The 18,949-nt window shown below is 50.6% G+C and carries 17 protein-coding genes and 1 pseudogene; 12 read left to right on the top strand and 6 right to left on the bottom strand.

Features of this window, described 5'->3' with window-relative positions; translation table 11 throughout:
• Positions 1-83: 83 nt before the first annotated feature.
• Positions 84-1,985, top strand: a complete 1,902-nt coding sequence (gene ppiD / locus C2M29_RS11930) for a peptidylprolyl isomerase (RefSeq protein ID WP_105189983.1) — start codon at positions 84-86, stop codon at positions 1,983-1,985.
• A 119-nt stretch (positions 1,986-2,104) separates the two neighbouring features.
• On the opposite strand, the gene C2M29_RS11925 is transcribed toward ppiD, so the two are convergent.
• The 6 genes and pseudogenes from C2M29_RS11925 to pspF all read right to left on the bottom strand — a co-directional run bounded on the left by C2M29_RS11925 (position 2,105) and on the right by pspF (position 8,470).
• Positions 2,105-2,866 (bottom strand): ATP-binding cassette domain-containing protein, encoded by a 762-nt coding sequence (locus tag C2M29_RS11925; RefSeq protein WP_105189982.1) that lies wholly within the window; start codon positions 2,864-2,866, stop codon positions 2,105-2,107.
• Positions 2,866-3,861 carry an oligopeptide/dipeptide ABC transporter ATP-binding protein gene (locus tag C2M29_RS11920; RefSeq protein ID WP_105189981.1) on the bottom strand — a complete coding sequence of 332 codons (996 nt, stop codon included), beginning with the start codon at positions 3,859-3,861 and terminating at the stop codon, positions 2,866-2,868. Before C2M29_RS11920 ends, C2M29_RS11925 begins: the two co-directional genes overlap by 1 nt.
• Positions 3,861-4,754, bottom strand: a complete 894-nt coding sequence (locus C2M29_RS11915; protein ID WP_105189980.1) for an ABC transporter permease subunit — start codon at positions 4,752-4,754, stop codon at positions 3,861-3,863. Before C2M29_RS11915 ends, C2M29_RS11920 begins: the two co-directional genes overlap by 1 nt.
• Positions 4,741-5,775 (bottom strand): ABC transporter permease, encoded by a 1,035-nt coding sequence (locus tag C2M29_RS11910; RefSeq protein WP_105189979.1) that lies wholly within the window; start codon positions 5,773-5,775, stop codon positions 4,741-4,743. Before C2M29_RS11910 ends, C2M29_RS11915 begins: the two co-directional genes overlap by 14 nt.
• A pseudogene (locus C2M29_RS11905) lies at positions 5,772-7,375 on the bottom strand (ABC transporter substrate-binding protein). Before C2M29_RS11905 ends, C2M29_RS11910 begins: the two are co-directional and overlap by 4 nt.
• Positions 7,376-7,378: 3 nt before the next feature.
• Complete coding sequence (gene pspF / locus C2M29_RS11900; protein ID WP_105189978.1) at positions 7,379-8,470, bottom strand: phage shock protein operon transcriptional activator; 1,092 nt, start codon at positions 8,468-8,470, stop codon at positions 7,379-7,381.
• A gap of 189 nt (positions 8,471-8,659) precedes the next feature.
• On the opposite strand from pspF, the gene pspA reads away from it, so the two are divergent.
• The 11 genes from pspA to C2M29_RS11845 all read left to right on the top strand — a co-directional run bounded on the left by pspA (position 8,660) and on the right by C2M29_RS11845 (position 18,888).
• On the top strand, positions 8,660-9,331 hold the full coding sequence (gene pspA, locus C2M29_RS11895) for a phage shock protein PspA (protein ID WP_105189977.1): 672 nt from the start codon (positions 8,660-8,662) through the stop codon (positions 9,329-9,331).
• 82 nt (positions 9,332-9,413) lie between these two features.
• Positions 9,414-9,647, top strand: coding sequence for an envelope stress response membrane protein PspB (gene pspB, locus C2M29_RS11890; RefSeq protein WP_105189976.1), 234 nt, complete (start codon positions 9,414-9,416; stop codon positions 9,645-9,647).
• Complete coding sequence (pspC, locus tag C2M29_RS11885; RefSeq protein ID WP_105189975.1) at positions 9,644-10,042, top strand: envelope stress response membrane protein PspC; 399 nt, start codon at positions 9,644-9,646, stop codon at positions 10,040-10,042. The genes pspB and pspC overlap by 4 nt, the downstream gene beginning before the upstream one ends.
• A gap of 76 nt (positions 10,043-10,118) precedes the next feature.
• The gene (locus C2M29_RS11880; RefSeq protein ID WP_105189974.1) at positions 10,119-11,510 is read left to right on the top strand and encodes a YcjX family protein; all 1,392 of its coding nucleotides are present in this window, start codon (positions 10,119-10,121) and stop codon (positions 11,508-11,510) included.
• Complete coding sequence (locus C2M29_RS11875; protein ID WP_105189973.1) at positions 11,507-12,556, top strand: TIGR01620 family protein; 1,050 nt, start codon at positions 11,507-11,509, stop codon at positions 12,554-12,556. Before C2M29_RS11880 ends, C2M29_RS11875 begins: the two co-directional genes overlap by 4 nt.
• A gap of 109 nt (positions 12,557-12,665) precedes the next feature.
• Positions 12,666-13,850 carry a methionine gamma-lyase gene (gene megL, locus C2M29_RS11870; RefSeq protein ID WP_105189972.1) on the top strand — a complete coding sequence of 395 codons (1,185 nt, stop codon included), beginning with the start codon at positions 12,666-12,668 and terminating at the stop codon, positions 13,848-13,850.
• A 238-nt stretch (positions 13,851-14,088) separates the two neighbouring features.
• Positions 14,089-14,886: a phenylalanine 4-monooxygenase gene (gene phhA, locus C2M29_RS11865; RefSeq protein WP_105189971.1), complete on the top strand. Its 798-nt coding sequence runs from the start codon at positions 14,089-14,091 to the stop codon at positions 14,884-14,886.
• Between the two features lie 10 nt (positions 14,887-14,896).
• Entirely contained in the window at positions 14,897-15,241 is a 345-nt protein-coding gene (locus tag C2M29_RS11860; RefSeq protein WP_105189970.1) for a 4a-hydroxytetrahydrobiopterin dehydratase, read from the top strand.
• A 280-nt stretch (positions 15,242-15,521) separates the two neighbouring features.
• A complete protein-coding gene (gene apt, locus C2M29_RS11855) occupies positions 15,522-16,067 on the top strand; it encodes an adenine phosphoribosyltransferase (RefSeq protein WP_105189969.1) in 546 nt (181 codons plus the stop codon).
• A gap of 2 nt (positions 16,068-16,069) precedes the next feature.
• Positions 16,070-18,505 carry a DNA polymerase III subunit gamma/tau gene (gene dnaX, locus C2M29_RS11850; RefSeq protein WP_105189968.1) on the top strand — a complete coding sequence of 812 codons (2,436 nt, stop codon included), beginning with the start codon at positions 16,070-16,072 and terminating at the stop codon, positions 18,503-18,505.
• 56 nt (positions 18,506-18,561) lie between these two features.
• Positions 18,562-18,888 carry a YbaB/EbfC family nucleoid-associated protein gene (locus C2M29_RS11845; protein WP_105189967.1) on the top strand — a complete coding sequence of 109 codons (327 nt, stop codon included), beginning with the start codon at positions 18,562-18,564 and terminating at the stop codon, positions 18,886-18,888.
• Positions 18,889-18,949: the final 61 nt, after the last annotated feature.

The following is an 18,949-nucleotide window of genomic DNA, read 5'->3' as shown; positions in this document are numbered from 1 at the left end:
CTTTTTTTATATCCTTCACTTTATTGCAAGGTTAAAACCGAAGCACAGTGAAGGGGGTACTAAATAAATAGAGATAAAGATAAATGCTAGAAAAAATCAGAGAAGGCTCGCAAGGCTTGGCGGCCAAAATTATTCTAGGGCTAGTGATTTTATCTTTTGCTTTGGCAGGGATCGGAGGCTACCTAGGTCAGACTACCGAGCAATCCGTCGCTGAGGTGAACGGGGTAAAAATCACGCAGCGCGACTTTGCCAGGGCATTCGACAACGAACGCGCTCGTCAAGAGCAGCAATTTGGCGAATACTTTGCGCAATTAGCCAATGACCCTACCTTTATGGCACAACTTCGCCAATCGGTTACGAATCGCTTAATCCAAGACGAACTACAATCGCAATTAGCGGCAGAAATGGGATTACGTGTTAGTGACCAAGAAGTGCGTAAAGCAATCTTAGAGCTGCCAGCCTTCCAGTTTAGCGGTAAGTTCAACAATGAGCGCTACCTGCAAGTGCTGCGTCAATTGGGTTTTCAGGCTGATGACTTCCGAGAGTTCCTTCGTAAAGAAATGACACGCTCGCAGCTAGTTAGCGCCCTGGCCGGTACCGATTTCACCCTAAGCAACGAACTAAACCAGGCGGTTGGTTTGCAGCAGCAAGAGCGTGCCATCGATTATTTGGTTATTGATAACGACAAGTTTAAAGAAACAGTAGCCGTTAGCGATGAAGAAATTCAAAACTACTACGATCTGAACCAGGCGCAGTTTTTAGCACCTGAGCAAGTTAAACTTGCCTATGTTGAGCTTAATGCCGATACCCTTGAATTAGCCGAGCCTATCAGCACCGAGCAAATTAAAGAGTACTACGATCAGAACCAGGCCATGTACAGCGAGCCGGAAAAACGCCGTGTAGCGCATATCCTAGTCGAAAACAGTGAAGATGACGCCGCGGCACAGCAAAAGGCCGAAGAGCTATTGGCACAATTACAACAGGGTGCCGACTTTGCCGAGCTTGCTGAAACGCAATCGGACGATATTGTTAGTGCCGAGCTAGGTGGTGATCTTGATTGGATTGAGCGCGACATGCTTGACCCGGACTTTGAAGATGCCGCTTTCGCTCTTAAGGATGTAGGCCAGCTTTCAGACGTAGTTCAATCTGAGTTTGGTTATCACATCATTAAACTGACTGACATGCAGCCGGGCGAAGTTAAGGCCATGGCCGATGTTGAGGCTGAGATCCGCAGCGAGCTTGAGAAAGTAGAAAAAGCAGACATTTATTACGAGAAGCAAACCGAGCTTGCCGAGCTGGCGTTTGAAGTATCGGATAGCCTGGAAGATGCGGCAGCCGCAATTGGCGCCACGGTGCAAACCACAGACTTGGTATCTCGTGCACAACTGCCTACACCGTTAAACCAGGCCAATGTTGCGTCAGTTATCTTCTCACCTGAGCTGCTTGAAGACCGTGTTAACTCGGAAGTATTAGAGCTGGGTAACGAGCATGTAGTGGTAGTACGTGTTGTTGAGCACAAGCCAGCGGCAACCAAAGAGTTAGCGCAGGTACGTGAGCAAATTCAAGGTGTATTAGTGGCAGAAAAAGCCTCGGCGCTAGCGAAAGAGCAGGCCGAAACCTTGTTTGCAGAGCTACAAGCGGGCACCACTATTGCCACCTTAGCGGAGCAGGCCGGTGTTGAGCTGCAGAGCGAAGAAGCACTTACGCGTCGCAGCTTTAGTGTGCCGCCGGCGCTAACTCAACAGGTATTCAAGCTTGCACACCCGCAAGAGAGCCCTGTAGTGGATCTGGTGGAGCTTAACGATGGTAACGTGGCCCTGGTAGCGCTTAAATCGGTGAAGACACCCAGCGAAACAGAGGTTAACGAACAGATAAAGCAAAGCTTGACCATGCAGCTTGCCAATAAAAACTACCAAACCTTCGTAGAAGCGCTAGAAGCGCAAGCCGAAGTGGTACGTAAGCCAATGGCACCGCAAGGCGAATAACAATCGCTTAGATAAATAAAAAAGGCCGCATTTGCGGCCTTTTTTATTGTTTTTAAATGGCTCTTCGGTGGGGAAGGGAAGCGTGTTTAATGGGCTAAGCGCGCCCTGAATTCTCAAAGCTAGCAGGTCAGCAGACGCTGGCAGGTTTTCGATTGCGGATTGGCGAATATTTCCTGGGTATTACCGTATTCGACGACTTCGCCATGATCCAATACCATTACCTGATCGCTCATGTGTTTTACCAGGCTCAGGTGGTGGGTGATCAGTACATAACTTAAACCAGACTCGCGCTGCAGCTCCAGCAGCAGGTTCACCGTCTGTGCTCGTACCGAAGGGTCCAAGGATGACAACGCCTCATCAAGTACCAGTACCTTGGGGTCAAGGATCAGTGCACGAGCTAACGCCACCCGTTGCAACTGACCACCGGAAAACATATGTGGGTAATAATGACGGTGCTCGACCAATAATCCGACCTTGGACAGGGTTTGTTTGATTTTATCCAGGCGTTCGGCACTGCTTAGCTTAGTATTAAGGCGCAGGCAATCATCCAGGGTTTCCTCTATGGTCAGGGCCGGGTTCAGCGAGGTGTTTGGGTCTTGAAATATCAAGCGGATCGCACTGCTATCGCCTAGGTGTTTCGGACCATCTTTGATCAGCTCGCTTTCGAGGATAATTTGTCCGCTACTGACTTCATCGGCACCGGCCAATACCTTGGCCAAGGTGCTTTTACCTGCACCGGTTTCGCCAATCACCGCCAGGGTTTCTCCTTGACCAATACAAAAGGAAATATCCTTGAGCAGGGACACCTTCTTGCGGCTGAGCAAGCCGGCACGGACATTGATCAGCTTATTCAGCGCTTGCACTTTCAGTAGGGGTTGCATCAGCTTTGCTCCTGCTTATGCAGCGGGAAATGGCAGGCGTAACTGTGGCCATGCTCTTTTTCCAGTTTCGGCGTTACCACACAGGCTTTTTGCGCGTTTGGACAACGGGGACCGAGGCGACAACCTATGGGTAAATGCTGCAAGGTGGGGATAGTGCCTTTGAGGGCATACAGCGGCTGTTTATGACCAAGGGCCGCGTCGTAATCGGGCAGGCTTTGTAATAATGCCTTGGTATAAGGATGGCGCGGGTGCGCAAATACTTGCTCGGTAGGCCCGGCTTCCACCATCTGACCGCAATACAATACATGCATGCCATGGGTCCAGTCGGTGAGCTCCTCGAGTTCATGGGAGATCATCAAAATGGACATGTTTTTAAGCTGATTTAGGCTCTTTAACAGCCTAAACACCTGGGCCCGTGTGGTACTTTCCAGCGCCGTGGTGGGCTCATCGGCAATGAGCAAACGCGGCGAGCGGGCAATAGCCATGGCGATCATTACCTTTTGACATACCCCTTCGGAGAGCTCATGGGGGTAGCTTGAGAGCACCTTGGAGTGCTCCTTGATACCAACCTTGTGCAATAAGGCTCGTACGCGTTTTTTCTTTGCGCGGCGGCGTTGGAAAATATTACCGCTTTGATTGGTTTCGGGAATACTTTCTTCGATCTGGTCGCTGATTTTTGCCGTGGGGTCGAGACAGCGGCTTGGCTCCTGATAAATCATTGCCAGGTCTTGGCTCACCAGCTTACGGCGCTTTTCATCGGACAGGCGCATTAAGTCTACGCCACGCCAATGCATGCGGTCTGCACGGACCTCCCAGCGTTTATTTAGGGCGCCGACCAAGGCCTTGGCAATAAGGCTTTTCCCCGAGCCTGACTCGCCGATCAGGGCATGCACTTCACCTTCTTTAAGGCTGAAATTTACACCGTCGACCACGCGAATAATGGAGTCCGAGGTTTTAAGCTCTATGGTGAGGTTGCGAATATCAAGTAACTGCATCAGTCCGCCCGTCGCTCTTTAAGTACATTGCGCAGGCCATCGCCAACCAGGTTGGTGGATAGCACGGCTAAGAACAGTAAGATCCCCGGCAGTGCCACTGTCCATGGGGCCAGATAAATTAACCCCAGGTTTTCCGCTAATATCGCACCCCATTCTGCGGTGGGGGGTTGGGCACCGAGCTTTAAAAAGCCCAAGGCGGCAATATCGAGGATCGCCAGTGACAAGGCCATGGTGAAGATAACGACAATGCGCTCATAAATATTGGGAAAAATACCACGAACTAAAATTTGCCAATGGTTGGCGCCGTCTAATCGAAAGGCACTGATATAGTCCTTGCCCAGCTCTTCGACCACCAGATTACGTACCGAATGAATAAACTGTGGGAGCAGCGCGAAAATAATGGCCCAGACCGTGTTCATTAGACCCGGACCGAGAATGGCGATAATAATAATGGCCAGCAAAAGAGAGGGAATGGACAAGGTGATATCGAGCAGGTGATTAAGAAAACTGGCGCGCAGCCCGCGGCTGATCCCCGCAACCGTGCCTACCAACACTCCTACAAGCGTGGTCATCAGAGCTGCCACTATGGATAGCCCAAAGGTATAAGTGGCGCCATTCATCAGTCGTGAGAGTACGTCGCGACCCAGGTCATCGGTGCCAAGAATAAAACGTACATCACCGTCTTCGTGCCAGGAGGGGGGGATCAAGAGCGCATCGGCGTGCTGTTCATTGATACCATAGGGGGCCAATAAAGGGGCGGTGGCCGCTAAAACCGTCAGCCCCAAGAATAACCATAAGCCAACCAGGGAAACATGGTTAGCCCTAAATTTTCGCCACAGTCTTGATAACGGCGAGACATTGGAGTGCTCGGTAAATAATTTAAAGTTTGCCATGCGCTTGATTCCGTGAGATCGGGTCGAGCAGGGTATAAAGTAACTCGGTGAAAATGGTTGCAAAAATAATAAACATGGAAATGGCTAAAAGCCCACCTTGAATAGCCGGGAAGTCTCGCTGATAAATACTGTCTATAAGCCAGCGGCCTATGCCCGGCCAAGAGAAAATCACTTCGGTGATCATTGCCAAAGTGATCAAGGCGCTAAACTGCAAACCGATTTGTTTGATCACCGGCAGCAAGGCGTTACGCAGGGCATGGTGAATAATCAACTGGCGGCGACTTAGGCCCTTAGCCCGCGCGGTTTTAATGTAATTCTGCTCAAGCACATTAAGCATGGAATCGCGGGTAAAGCGCACCAATACCGTGGTCGGATAGGTGGCCAGCACCAAGGTCGGCAGTGCCAGGTGGTGCAGGGCATCGGTAAAGGCCTGACCACCATAGGGGAAACCGGCGAGCATCACATCAAGGAGAATAAAGTGTGTGCTGGCGGGTATTTCGTACAATAAGCTTATCCGCCCGGACATGGGGAAAAGGCCCAGTTGCAGGCAAAACACCATGATCAACAACAGCGCCAACCAAAATATTGGCACCGAGTAGCCCACCAGGGTGACGCCACTGATCAGTTTGTCGGGCCAGCGACCCTGCGACAGCGCCGCGAGAATACCGGCGGGAACGCCGACAATCACCGAAACCAACAAGGCATACACCGCCAGTTCAAAGGTGGCCGGTGCCAAGGTCAGCACATGGGTAAAGACCTGACCACCCGAGGCAAACGATAATCCCCAATCTCCTTGTAAAATACGTCCGACAAAGGCCAGATACTGGCTGATATAGCCCTCATCGAGATGGTATTTGGCGCGCAGTTCGGCGCTTTGTGAAAAGCCTGCGGTTTCTATGCCGCTAAAATTGGTTAGCGGCTCTCCAGGGAACAGATAACCTAAGGAAAAGGTAAACAGGCTCAGGGTAAAGAGCATAAATAGCAGCAGCGATAGCCGGCGAATGGCAAATTCAAACATCATGGCATTTTACTCGCATGGGCCAGGGAAATTCCGCCAAATGGGCTTAGGGTAATGCCTTGAATATTAGCATCATTGGCCTGTGAGCGTTTACCGTGGGCCAGGGGCAACAGCGGCAGTTGCTCGGCAATCATTTGCTGCGCCCTAACATAAAACGCTTTGCGCTCGTCTTGATCTGTGGTGGCCAATGCCTGAGTCAGTAAAAAGTCGAATTCCGGATTGCACCAGTTAGCCGGGTTCTTACCGCTGAAAGTGGCGGCACAACTGAGTAAGGGGCTAAAGAAGTTGTCCGGATCCGGGGTGTCCGCGGCCCAGCCCAATAGCACGCTGTCGTGGCGGTGCTCATCCACACGTTGTAAAAAGGTGTTCCACTCGTATTCGACAATCCGCACCTTCACACCCACCTCGCGCAGATCGCTCTGCATCAGCTCCGCCATTTTCCGCGCGTTGGGGTTGTAAATCCGGCTCACCGGCATGGCCCAAATGCTCATTTCGAAACCGTTTTCATAACCGGCCTCAGCCAACAGCTCCCGAGCCTGGTCTGGATTGTACTCGGGGAGATTATTTTGCTCTTCATAGGCCCAACTGATGGGCGGCAACATGGAGGTGGCTTTTACGCCCTGGCCGTAATATACCGCCTGCATGATCTTATCTACATTAATGGCGTGGGCGAGGGCGCGGCGCACTATGGGATCATTAAAGGGCACACGCTCGGTGTTAAAGGCCCAATAGCCGATATTTAAATTATCCTGTTGCTGTAAGTCTATGTCGCTGCGATCGCGTAACACATCGAGCTGCGTGGCACTGGGGTGCGGGGTGACATCGCATTCCTTGGTTAACAGCTTGACGATACGCGTGGTACCGTTGGGCGTGATATCGAACACCAATTGGTCGAGGTTCACCTGGTGTTCCCAGTAATCAGGGTGGCTGTAATAGCGAATAAAACGGTCTCGCTGAAACTCACGGTAGACGAAGGGCCCGGTGCCTACCGGGTATTGATCGAACAGCTCCATTTGCTCGTTTTCCATCAGCTTCATGGCGTACTCTTGCGACGTGATGGCCGCAAAGTCGGTGGCCAGGTTGGCTAAAAAGCTGCTTTCGGCGTTAAAAAGCTCGAAGGTCACCTGGTATTCTGAATCTTTGCGAATATTGGGATCAGTTGATCCAATCCGACGCTTTGGAAATAAGGATAATTGGCTTCGCCGACAAAGTGGTAGGGGTTATAGACATCGAATAAACGATTAAAGGAGAAGACCACATCGTCGGCATTAAAAAGGCGCGTTGGTGTGAAATACGCGGTGTCATGAAAATGCACGTCTTTACGCAGGTTAAAGGTAATTTCGGTGCCATCTCGGCTTATCTTCCAACTGGTGGCCAGCTCGGGAATAAATTCACCACTGACTGGGTCGATACGCAGCAATCGGTTGTACAGTTGTTTGGAAATGATATCTATGGTGGAGCCTGAGGTGGTTACCTGAGGGTTAAACGACACCGGGTTGGCTTCGGCGCAATAGATCATGCCTTCTATGGGCGCATAGTGGGCATCTTCATTTTGACACCCGGCGAGAACCACCGCCACGGCGCCTAACAACCATTTATACACGGGCTAAGCCTCTTGTTTTTGCTGCGAATCAAGCAAATTGTATTTCTTTAAATATCCTCTCAGTTGATGATACGTTAATCCGAGCATTTGTGCAGTTTTCTTTTGATTAAATTGACTAAATTTAAGCGCTTGGCGCAACAGTTCGGTTTCGTATTCGGCCGATAGCTGCTTTAGATCACACGGGAAGCTAAAGCTGGGCTCGGTGGCGCCGGTGGCCACAGTCCCGGCTGCACTGGTGTCGTTACTTTGTGTAGCTTCATGAGCGCTTGGTGATGGCGCTGGGCTTGGGCGATAACTCGAGGTCTGTGGTCGAAATGGGCTGGCAAAGGGGTCCAGGTTAATGCTGTGTACCGCCAGGTCTTCGCTGCCGTGGCGGTAGAGGCTGCGCTCTATGACATTTTTTAATTCACGCACATTACCGGGCCAGTGATAATCCAAAAGGGTTTGCTTAGCACGGGTGGTAAAGCCGCTAAAGAGCTCCCAGCCAAGGTTACGGGCCATATTAATGGCGAAGTGCTCGGCCAGTAGGAGAATATCTTCTTGGCGCTCGCGCAGCGGCGGCAGGGTGATCACGTCAAAAGCAAGGCGGTCCAGTAAGTCGTGGCGAAAGTGCCCGCTCTCGGCCAGGCTGGGCAAGTCTTCATTGGTGGCACAAATTAACCGGGTGTCGACCTTAATCGGCGCCCGGCCGCCGACCCTTTCAAATTCGCCATACTCAATAACTCGTAAAAGCTTTTCCTGCACCGCGGCCGGGGTATTGGCTAACTCATCGAGGAACAGGGTGCCGCCGTTGGCGCGCTCGAAGCGCCCCTCATGGCGTTTACTGGCGCCGGTAAAGGCTCCGCTTTCATGACCAAAAAGCTCGCTCTCTAGCAGGTTTTCATTCAGGGCCGCACAGTTCAGGCTGACATAACTTTGTTCCCAGCGCCGCGATAGATAGTGTAAACGGGCGGCGATAAGCTCTTTACCTGTGCCGCGCTCACCAATTACCAACACCGGCTTATCCAGAGGTGCCAATTGAGATACCTGATCGAGCACGGTTAAAAAGCTGTCGGATTGGCCGAGTAGATTGTCATTTTTACTAAACTGACTCATTTACACTAACTCTTAGTAATTTTTGCTAAAGCTTAGTGTATTTCATTATTTGATGATTAGAAAGGAGTTTGTTGAAAGTGGTATAACTAAATGAAAAATATGGCTTTATTAAGTTATTTTAAAGTTGGCAAGCAACTTGATACCACGTAGAGTAGTCAACGAAGACTTCTACATTTGAGGTATAAGATTATGGGAATTTTCTCACGTTTTGCAGATATCGTTAATTCGAATATCAATGCCATTTTAGACAAGGCTGAAGATCCTGAAAAGATGGTACGCCTGATCATTCAGGAAATGGAAGACACCTTGGTTGAGGTGCGTTCTACTTCGGCAAAAACATTGGCGGAAAAGAAAGAGCTTAGCCGTCGTTTAGATACATTGAACAAACAGGTCGAGCAATGGCAAGAAAAAGCCGAGCTGGCGCTGTCGAAAGACCGCGACGACCTGGCCCGTGCAGCGCTTATTGAAAAGAACAAGGCGGCGGAAGCCCAAGTGGCTTTAGAGCGCGAGATGGAACACGTTGAAGAGCACATCAACAAGCTACAGCAAGAGATCAGTACCTTGCAGGAAAAGCTAAGCGATGCCAAGGCTCGTCAAAAAGCCATTATTCTGCGTCAGCGTTCGGTGCAATCGCGCCTTGATGTGAAGAAAACCCTTGATGGCAACAAGGTACAGGACGCGCTGGATAAGTTTGAGCGTTATGAAACTAAAATCGACGGTTTAGAAGCCCAGGTTGAATCGTACGAGCTAGGTCAAAAGTCATTATCTGACGAGATCGCACAGTTGGAAAAAGACGAGAAGATCGACGACGAATTGTCGGCGCTTAAAGCGAAAATGGGTAAAAGTGAAAAAGCAGAATAACAATGATTAGTGGGCGAGCTCGACAAGTTTCACGGCTACGCCCACACTTATAATACGCCGAAGCAACAGGCAGGAGAGGAAGATGTTTGATTTTGATTTATTAATGCCCCCAATAGTTATATTTATGATATTCGTGGCGCCGCTGTGGCTTATTTTGCACTACCGCAGTAAAAAGCAAGTAAGCCAAGGTTTGAGTGAACACGAGCATCGTCAATTGAATGAGCTGGCGAACAAGGCCGAAAAAATGGCCGAGCGTATTCATACGTTAGAAACGCTGCTTGATCAGGAATCGCCGCAGTGGAGGAACAAGGTATGAGTACTAAGCGCGAACTCTATCGCGACCCCAAACGCGGTAAATTAGCCGGGGTGTGTGCGGGGATCAGCGATTACTTTAATATCGAGCTGTGGCTGGTACGCATTGTTTTCGTCACCGCCGTACTACTGGCCGGTGGCCCACTGTTTATCGTCGCCTATATTGCCGCCTGGTTTATCCTTGATACCAAGCCGGCGGAAACGAATCACGGCGAAGCTCAAAAAGCGGCGCATGTGGGCGAGGTGAAAGCCAAGGTGTGGCAAAAGGGCGAGCCACCACGTAAGGCACTGAAAGATTTAAAAGAGTTTATGACGGACTTGGATACACGTATTCAACGTATGGAAACCCATGTGACCTCGCCGACCTTTACGGTCAGTCGAGAAATAAACAAACTTTAATAATCCCATCCTGCCGAATGGATAAGCTGACTTCGTCGGCTTATCCTTTTATTGTTAAAGGGAAAAAGGAGCTAATTTGTCCTACTCTCGCCTTGATACGCTCAAAGATAAAGCTAAAAAAACACTGCAGCGCACCCTTGACGGTCATATCACCCTGGCGGTGACCGGCTTGTCCGGCAGCGGTAAAACCGCGTTTATTACCGCCTTGGTACACCATTTAAGTGAGCAGGCCAACGATAAGAATCTGCCTTTTTTCCGTGTTATGCGCGAAGGGCGCCATATCGCGACCACGCAGGTGCCACAAAAAGCCCTGAACATTCCGACTTTCGGCTATCGTCATGCCATAGAAAGCATTACGCAGGAGCCGCCACAGTGGCCGCAATCCACCAAGCGCATTAATACCTTGCGCCTGGCCATGCGCTATCGCCCACACCGTGGGTTAAGGGCACAACTTGGCGACACCGCCACCTTGACTATAGATTTAATCGATTACCCGGGCGAGTGGTTAATGGACTTGCCGATGCTGAATATGGATTTCGCCACCTGGAGTGAGCGTCAGCTCATCATGCTTAACTCTACTGTTCGCCGCGCCCACAGCGAATCCTTTTTAGCGCAACTTACAGACTTTGATAGCCAGGCCCCGGTAGATGAAGCACAGCTCAAGACCCTGAGTGATGAATATAAACAGGCGTTGATGACCATTAAAGCCAATGCCCATGCCGCCAATTTACAGCCCGGGCGTCTGCTTATTCCCGGTGAATTGGAAGGGGCACCCTTGTTGGCATTTTTCCCTTGCCCAACACCGCAGGAGCCCGGTGAACACACCCAGTATACCCAGCTGGAAGCGCGTTTTGAGGCCTATAAAAACCAGGTGGTGAAGCCTTTTTACAAGGACTATTTCTGCCGTTTTGACCGTCAGGTGGTGTTGGTTGATTTGCTTCAGGCATTAAAGCTGGGCCCGGAGATCTTTGCCGAGCAGGCCGAGGCCATTACCGAGCTGCTGGCGTTTTTTGAATACGGTAAAAGCAACCTGCTGCGACGCTTGTTTCGCCCCAACATAGATAAACTGCTGTTTGTAGCAAACAAGGCCGATCAGGTCGGGGTGAACTACCACCAGGACTTAGCCCTGCTGTTGCATGACTTGGTGAAGGCCAAAGCCAATGAGCTTGCTTTCGCCGGAGTCGAGGTCGACACCATGGCCATGGCCGGGGTGTGCGCCACCCAAAGCAAGACGGTGAGCGAGCAAGGCCGTAATCTGCATTGTATATACGGTAAACCCCTAACCGAGGAGAACTGGCTTACCTATTTGCCGCCACAACCACCACGGCATCGCCTTAACGAAGGGCAGTGGCCAAAACAAGGTTTTGATTATATCGATTTTGCGCCGCTGCCTGGTAATGATGGCAAGCTGCGTCATATGCGTCTCGACCATGCCTTAGAATTTTTATTGGGAGACAAGCTGCGATGAGCGACGAAGTAAAGTTGAGCGCCGGACGCCGCATACAAGAGCAAGGCCCCGCACAGGGGGCAGAAGAACTGCAAGGCGCGCAGATAGTAGCGCGCTCGGAACAAGCTCCTAGCAGCGAGGAGGAAGCCCTCTTTGGTGATGACTCTGCGCTTGAACAAAGCATCGAAAGCACTATCAAGGGTCGCAAAGGCTCCTTGTTAAAGCGGTTATTTGTATTTTTGTTGCTGAGTTTAATCCTGGTGGAGACCGGATTGAGCATTGTCGCCAGCTTTGCCACCGCCTGGTGGCTGGGTGCCTTATACAGTGCAGTGATTGCCTTAGCGGTGGTCTTAATGGGGCGCTTGTTATGGCGTGAATTGGTGAATTTAAAACGTTTAAAGGTCAACCAACACCATCAGCAGCAGGCCGAGCGTTTGCTCGAGAGCGAGCAAATAGGACAGGCCTTACCCTGGTTGCAAAGCGTTAATCAGATTCAAACCCATCCAGAATTTGAAACCTTTAAGGCGCGCATTGGCGATCATTTAAGTGACCGTGAGGTGATGATCTTATATCGTGACACCCTGTTGGTCAGTCAGGACCAACAAGCCAAGCAGTTGATCAATCGTTATGCGGTGGAGTCTGCGGTGCTGGTGTCGGTGAGCCCTCTGGCGGTGGTCGACATGCTGGCGGTGCTGTGGCGTGGCTTAAAGCTGGTGGATGTATTGGCTAATAACTATGGTCTGGCCCTGGGGTATATGAGCCGGGTGCGCTTATATCGCAGTCTGCTCAAGCAAATGTTGTTCGTGGGCTCAACCGAATTGCTGGCCGATTTGGCCGCCACCGCCTTTGGTGGCAAGTTGTTAAGCGTGTTGTCGACGCGAGCGGCGCAGGGCCTCAGTGCCGGCGTACTCACCGCGCGCATAGGCTATAAAACCATGGAACTCTGTCGTCCCTTGCCGCGTCTTGAAGCGAAACCTTCGCTGCTTAAGGCCACGGTGAAAAGTCTGGCGAGTCGTTTGGCACGAGTCGATAAACAAACCAATGAAGAGCAAAAAAACGTCAACTAAGGTTGACGTTTTTTTGGCCCTAAAATAGTGTTTCTTGGCCGTCCAAGCGGCTAGCTTGCTTGTTTTTAAAACAATTATGCCTCTATTTTAAAAGAAAAAAGGTGGCAATATGAGCAAACACACATACACAGACGAAACCCTCTGCATCCACAGCGAGCAAGGTCGACAGGATCCCCATAGAGCGCTTGCCGCGCCCTTATATCAAACCTCTACTTTTATTTTCGACAACGCTGCTCAAGGGGCAGCACGCTTTGCCGGTGAAGAAGAGGGGTATATCTATTCGCGCCTGGGCAACCCCACGGTTCGCGAGCTAGAAGTGCGGCTGGCGGCACTTGAGCGATGCGAAGATGCGGCGGCGTGTGCTACCGGGATGGGAGCGGTTTCGGCGGCGGTCATGAGCTTTTTGAGCGCAGGCGACCATCTGATTGCATCCAAGACCGTTTATGGCTGCAGCTATGCCTTATTTAGTCATCTGCTCACCCGTTACGGGGTTGAAGTGACCTTTGTCGACTTTAGCGATCTGGACGCCATTAAGACGGCACGTCGGCCCAACACCAAGATGGTCTTTGTGGAAACCCCGGCCAACCCAAATATGAAGGTGTATGATCTTGAGCAGATCTGTGCGTTTGCGAAAACCCATAAATTAATCAGTGTGGTGGATAACACCTTTTTGACTCCCTTGTTGCAAAAACCGGCAACACTGGGGGCAGACCTGGTGGTGCACAGTGCGACCAAGTACTTAAATGGCCATGGCGATGTGGTGGCCGGTTTGGTGTGCGGCAGTGCCGAGCACATTCAAACCATTAAGTTCACCGTACTTAAGGATATAGGCGCGACCATGAGCCCGTTTGATGCCTGGCTGATTCTCCGCGGTTTAAAAACCCTGTCGGTACGCATGAAGGCCCATTGCCAAGGCGCCCATAGGGTGGCCCAATATTTGGCCGCTCACGATAAAATTGAAAAGGTGTATTACCCGGGGCTGGAAAACGATCCCGGCCATGCCTTTATTGGTACGCAGATGAAAGACGCCGGGGGCGTTATTGCGTTTGAGCTAAAAGCCTCGCTGGAGAAAACGGAAACCTTTATTAATCGCCTCGAGCTTTGCACTCTGGCCGTGAGTTTAGGCGATACCGAAACCCTAATACAACACCCGGCTTCAATGACACATTCCACCTATGAGCCTGAGCAGCGCCGCGCCGCCGGGATCAGCGATGGCCTGGTGCGTATATCCTTAGGGCTCGAAGATGTTAATGAAATTATTGCGGATTTAGAAATGGGTCTGGCATCCATTTAAGGTTTGTGTAATTAATTTTTTACAGCTTATTGCTTGGTGCCCCTTTAAATTTAAGGGGTGTCTTCTTTTGTTTCTAATGGTGTATTTTTAAATTTACAAATGTAGGGGTTTGCCAATGGCCCTTGTTGGCTTCATCTATTACAAATTTGCGTACTTTTACTTAGTATCTGGTTAACACAGATTAGCTACCAGTTGAGCGTTTAGGTACGTTCATTGGTCGAATGATTCAAAGGTTATTATGGCTAAGTCAAGTAAATATGTCTCTAAGACACCCGATGAGAACGGGGTGATCCACTGGAGCGATGAAGAGAACCAAATTTGGTCGGAACTGGTTGAGCGTCAATTGGCCTGTATCGAAGGCAAGGCGTGTGACGAGTACCTGGAAGGGTTAAAGAAAATTAACCTGCCACATGATCGTATCCCGCAGTTGCATGAGCTCAATGAAGTATTAGAACGCGAAACCGGCTGGCAGGTAGCACCTGTGCCTGCACTTATCGATTTCGATGAGTTTTTCCGCCTGTTGGCAAATAAGCAGTTCCCAGTGGCGACCTTTATTCGTACCCGTGAAGAGTTCGACTATCTGCAAGAGCCGGATATTTTCCATGAAATCTTTGGTCATTGCGCCATGCTGACCAACCCGGACTTTGCCGAGTTTACCCACAAATATGGGCAACTAGGCTATGCGGCGGATAAAAAAGATCGCGTTTATCTAGCTCGTCTATACTGGTTCACCGTTGAGTTTGGTTTAATGCAAACGGATAATGGCCTGCGTATTTACGGCGGCGGTATTCTATCGAGCCCGGGTGAAACTCAGTACGTGTATGGTGATGAGCCAGAAATTAACCCAATGAATGTACTGAGTGTGCTGCGCACGCCGTACAGAATCGATATTATGCAACCGGTGTACTACACCATTAATTCTATTCATGATTTATTTGATATTTCACAAATGGATCTGATGGCGTTGGTGGCCGAGGCAAAAGAATTAGGCTTGTTTGAGCCCAAGTTTCCCCCTAAAGAAAAAATAGCAAGTTAAGGAATTAGTAATGTCTGAATTAAGCGCACAAAAATGTGAAGCGTGTCGTGCGGATGCGCCTAAGGTGTCAGATGATGAATTGGCAGTATTGATCAGAGATATCCCTGAGTGGGTGCCTGAAGTACGTGATGGCATTATGCAGCTTGAGCGTGTATTTAAGTTCAAAAACTTCAAGCAAGCACTCGAGTTCACTAACCTAGTGGGCGCCATGGCCGAAGAAGAAGGTCACCACCCAGGTCTGTTGACCGAGTGGGGCAAAGTGACCGTTACTTGGTGGTCGCACTCTATTAAAGGCTTGCACAAGAATGATTTCATCTGTGCTGCCAAAACAGACGCGGTTTTTGCTGCGCTGTAAGTAAATACTTTCCGTGTTTGAGCCACCTCGCTAGTTTCTAGCCAGGTGGCTTTTTTGTTTTGTGAACAGAGACCCAAAATTCAAAAAATATAAGATTTCAGCCTTGTCCTTTGGGTGTTTCACAGAGGCTCCACTGGTGTGTTGTGATAACTTGAAGGGACGTTATTCCTGCATAGTCATGCCGTGTATTGAGCTCCCTGCGATAGCGCTGAAGCATGTATCTTCACGTCGTTTGGGTATATAATGCAGCGCTAAACAAAACTTAAACATGAAATGAAATATGAGCGCTGCTGATCTTGATTACATCAAGCAATCCATAGCTACGGTTGCCGATTATCCTAAACCGGGCATTATGTTCCGTGACGTTACCAGTTTATTAGCCGACCCTAAGGCATTAAAACTCACCATAGATCATATGGTTAACAAGTACAAAGACCTTGGCTTTACCAAGATCATTGGTACCGAGTCCCGCGGCTTTATCTTTGCCGCCCCGTTGGCCTATGTGTTAGGTGTGCCCTTTATTCCGGTGCGTAAGCCGGGCAAATTACCCCGCGCGGTCATTGCACAAAGCTACCAGTTAGAATATGGTGAAGATACCCTGGAGCTGCACCAAGACGCCATAGTTGCCGGTGATAAGGTATTGTTAGTTGATGATTTATTAGCAACTGGTGGTACTATCGAAGCCACTGCTAAGCTTGTTGCCAAGCTGGGTGGCGAAGCAACCCATGCCGCTTTTGTGGTGTCCTTACCCGATTTAGGCGGTGAGCAGCGAGTGAGCCAACAGGGAATTGACGTATTTAAACTAGTCGAATTCGAAGGCGATTAAGCATGAGCTATCAGGTTCTGGCCAGGAAATGGCGACCGCAAACCTTTCACCAACTTGTTGGTCAAGACCATGTAAAACAGGCACTGGTAAACGCGCTTAATGAACAGCGTTTACACCATGCTTATTTGTTTACAGGGACGCGAGGCGTGGGTAAAACCACCATAGCTCGAATCTTTGCCAAGAGCCTGAACTGTGAGCAGGGCATTTCAGCACAGCCCTGCGGTCAATGTAGCACCTGTGTGGATATCGAAGCGGGTAAATACATAGATCTTATCGAAATCGATGCGGCATCACGCACCAAGGTCGAAGACACCCGCGAAATCCTTGATAACGTCCAGTATGCGCCGACGCGAGGACAATTCAAGGTGTACCTTATCGATGAGGTGCACATGCTCTCTAAACACAGCTTTAATGCGCTGTTGAAGACCTTGGAAGAGCCTCCCGAGCATGTGAAATTCTTACTGGCGACCACAGATCCACAAAAGTTGCCGGTGACCATCTTATCCCGTTGTTTGCAGTTTAATCTGAGCGCTTTATCGGTGCCGCAGATCAGCACCCAGTTGCAGCATATTCTCGGTCAGGAACAAATCCATTATCAAGACTCCGCCTTGGAAGTTCTGGCCAAGGCTGCCGACGGTAGTATGCGCGATGCCTTGAGCCTCACCGATCAAGCCATAGCGCAAACTAACGGGCAGCTGGTGGAAGAGGCCGTGAAAGATATGCTCGGCCTGATGGATGTGCGTTTTGCCCAGCAGTTACTCAGTGCCGTGCTTCTGCACGATGGCGCCGAGTTGATGCAGCAGACTCGTGCCCTGGCGCAGCGCAACCCCAACTATGTTGCGGTGTTGGACGATTTATTAAACCTGATGCACAGCATTCAACTGACGCAACTGGTGCCCAGTGCCGCGGCGCTTAATGAGCGTGACGGTGAATATGTGAGTGCGGCGGCCAACAGTGCCGATCCTCAGCATATCCATACCCTGTATCAATTGTTACTAAGCGGCAAACGTGACTTGCAATGGAGTAGCTCGCCACAGGTGGGCTTTGAAATGCTGATGTTACGCCTGTTGGCCTTTGAACCCGCGGCGTTAACCTCGGTGCCAACGGCGCAAGCCAATGTGGGCGAGATGACCGCACCTAAGGCTTCAGGCCAAGAGCAAGCGGCTAATCTGCGTGCCATGCTGGCTCGCAATAATAATGAGCTGGCTACGGCAAAGACACAGGCGCCGGTAAAAGCGATGCCAGAGGCGGTGCCCAAGGCTAAGCAAGAGGCTTCCGTTAAACCAGAGGCCACACCCGCACCTGCAGTTGCACCGGACATGTCCTTCTCTAATGAAATGGACAATGAGGTAGCGCAGGAGCAACAGGCCGCGGCACAATTTGATGCCGTGTTGCAACAGGCTCAGGAGTTAGGCTATCAAAGCAGCCCGCCCGCCGAGCCTAATGTAACCGAATCGATGGCCGAGCCGGTGGCTGAGCCTCAGCTTGCGCCTGTGCTTGCAGCAAAGCCTGAAGTGCAAGAGCAACCAAATTTTGAGCACCCGTCGCAAGCAAGCGTCCCGTCGGAGTCTCAACCTCAAGAGGCAGCCCCGGTCGAGCAGCTTCAGGCATTGGAAGAGCAAACCCAATCGGCCATTGCCCGAATTTTACAAAACCGTAAATTGGCGACGTCTGCCGGTGCAACCGCTGCAACAGCTGCGACCGCACCAAGCCAAGGGGTAGCAACCCAAGGTGGCGATGACCTAAAAAAGGCAGCGGCCCGGGGTGAGCGGGCCGAACTAAGCGCATCACCAAGCCATTTTGATACAGCAGTTGCAACTGCAGTTGCACCCGCAGTGGCCGCGACTGAGCCTGCTCAGCAACAGCAAGCAGCGGCCAAGCGTAAGCAAACGCCGGCACAGCGTTTGCTCGACAGGCACCAGCCGGATCCGCAAAAGCTGGCGCCCGAGTTATTGCAACAGTTGAAGGCACCGGTGACAAACACCGAGATGCAAGAGCAACCTGTGGCCATCCCCGTACCAGAGGGCTTTACCAGCAGTATCAGTGATATCAAATTTGCCCATCAGCAAGATGCCTGGGCAGCTTTGATAGACGAAATGAATTTAGGCGGGCGTACCCGTCAGTTTGCCCTGCAAAGCTGTTACCGTAGGGAACAAAATCAGGTGTTTTTGCAGGTTGATGCCAGTCAGCAACACCTGGATGGCCCGGCGCTGCGTGAACGCTTGGCGCAGTGTTTTAGTGAGCAACTGGGTGAGCCCATCGAATTGCACATAGATTTTAGTCCTGAGGTAGCGGGTACGCCAAAACTGATCCAGGAAGCACTCGACGCTCAGCGCTTACAACAGGCGGTGGCGGCCATGCACAGCGATAACAATGTGCAGCGCTTAATGACGCAATTTTCGGCGATCCTTGATGAAAACTCGGTGCAGCCATTGTAATTTTTCCCCGCTGGCCTTATCTTTGCCAGCATAGATTTAAATGAAGAGAGAACACTATGTTTAAAGGTGGAATGGGCAACATGATGAAGCAAGCGCAGCAAATGCAAGAGCGCATGCAAAAAGCCCAAGAAGAAATCGCAAACTTAGAAGTGACCGGTGAAGCCGGTGCCGGCCTGGTTAAAGTAACCATGCTAGGTAGTCACAATGTCCGTCGTGTTGAGCTAGACGAAAGCTTGATGGAAGACGACAAGGACATGATTGAAGACCTACTGGCTGCGGCCTGTAACGACGCCGTACGTCGTGTAGCCGAAGAAAGCCAGAAGCGCATGGCCGAAGTAACCGGTGGTATGAACTTACCTCCTGGCTTCAAAATGCCGTTCTAATCAAGAACATCATAAAAATTAGCGCCTTAGGGCGCTATTTTTTTGCCTGTTAGTCCCTATG

The organism is Pseudoalteromonas sp. T1lg48, assembly GCF_002964785.1.
In the GTDB taxonomy this organism is placed as follows: Bacteria; Pseudomonadota; Gammaproteobacteria; order Enterobacterales; family Alteromonadaceae; genus Pseudoalteromonas.
This window is presented reverse-complemented; position numbering and strand designations above follow the sequence as displayed.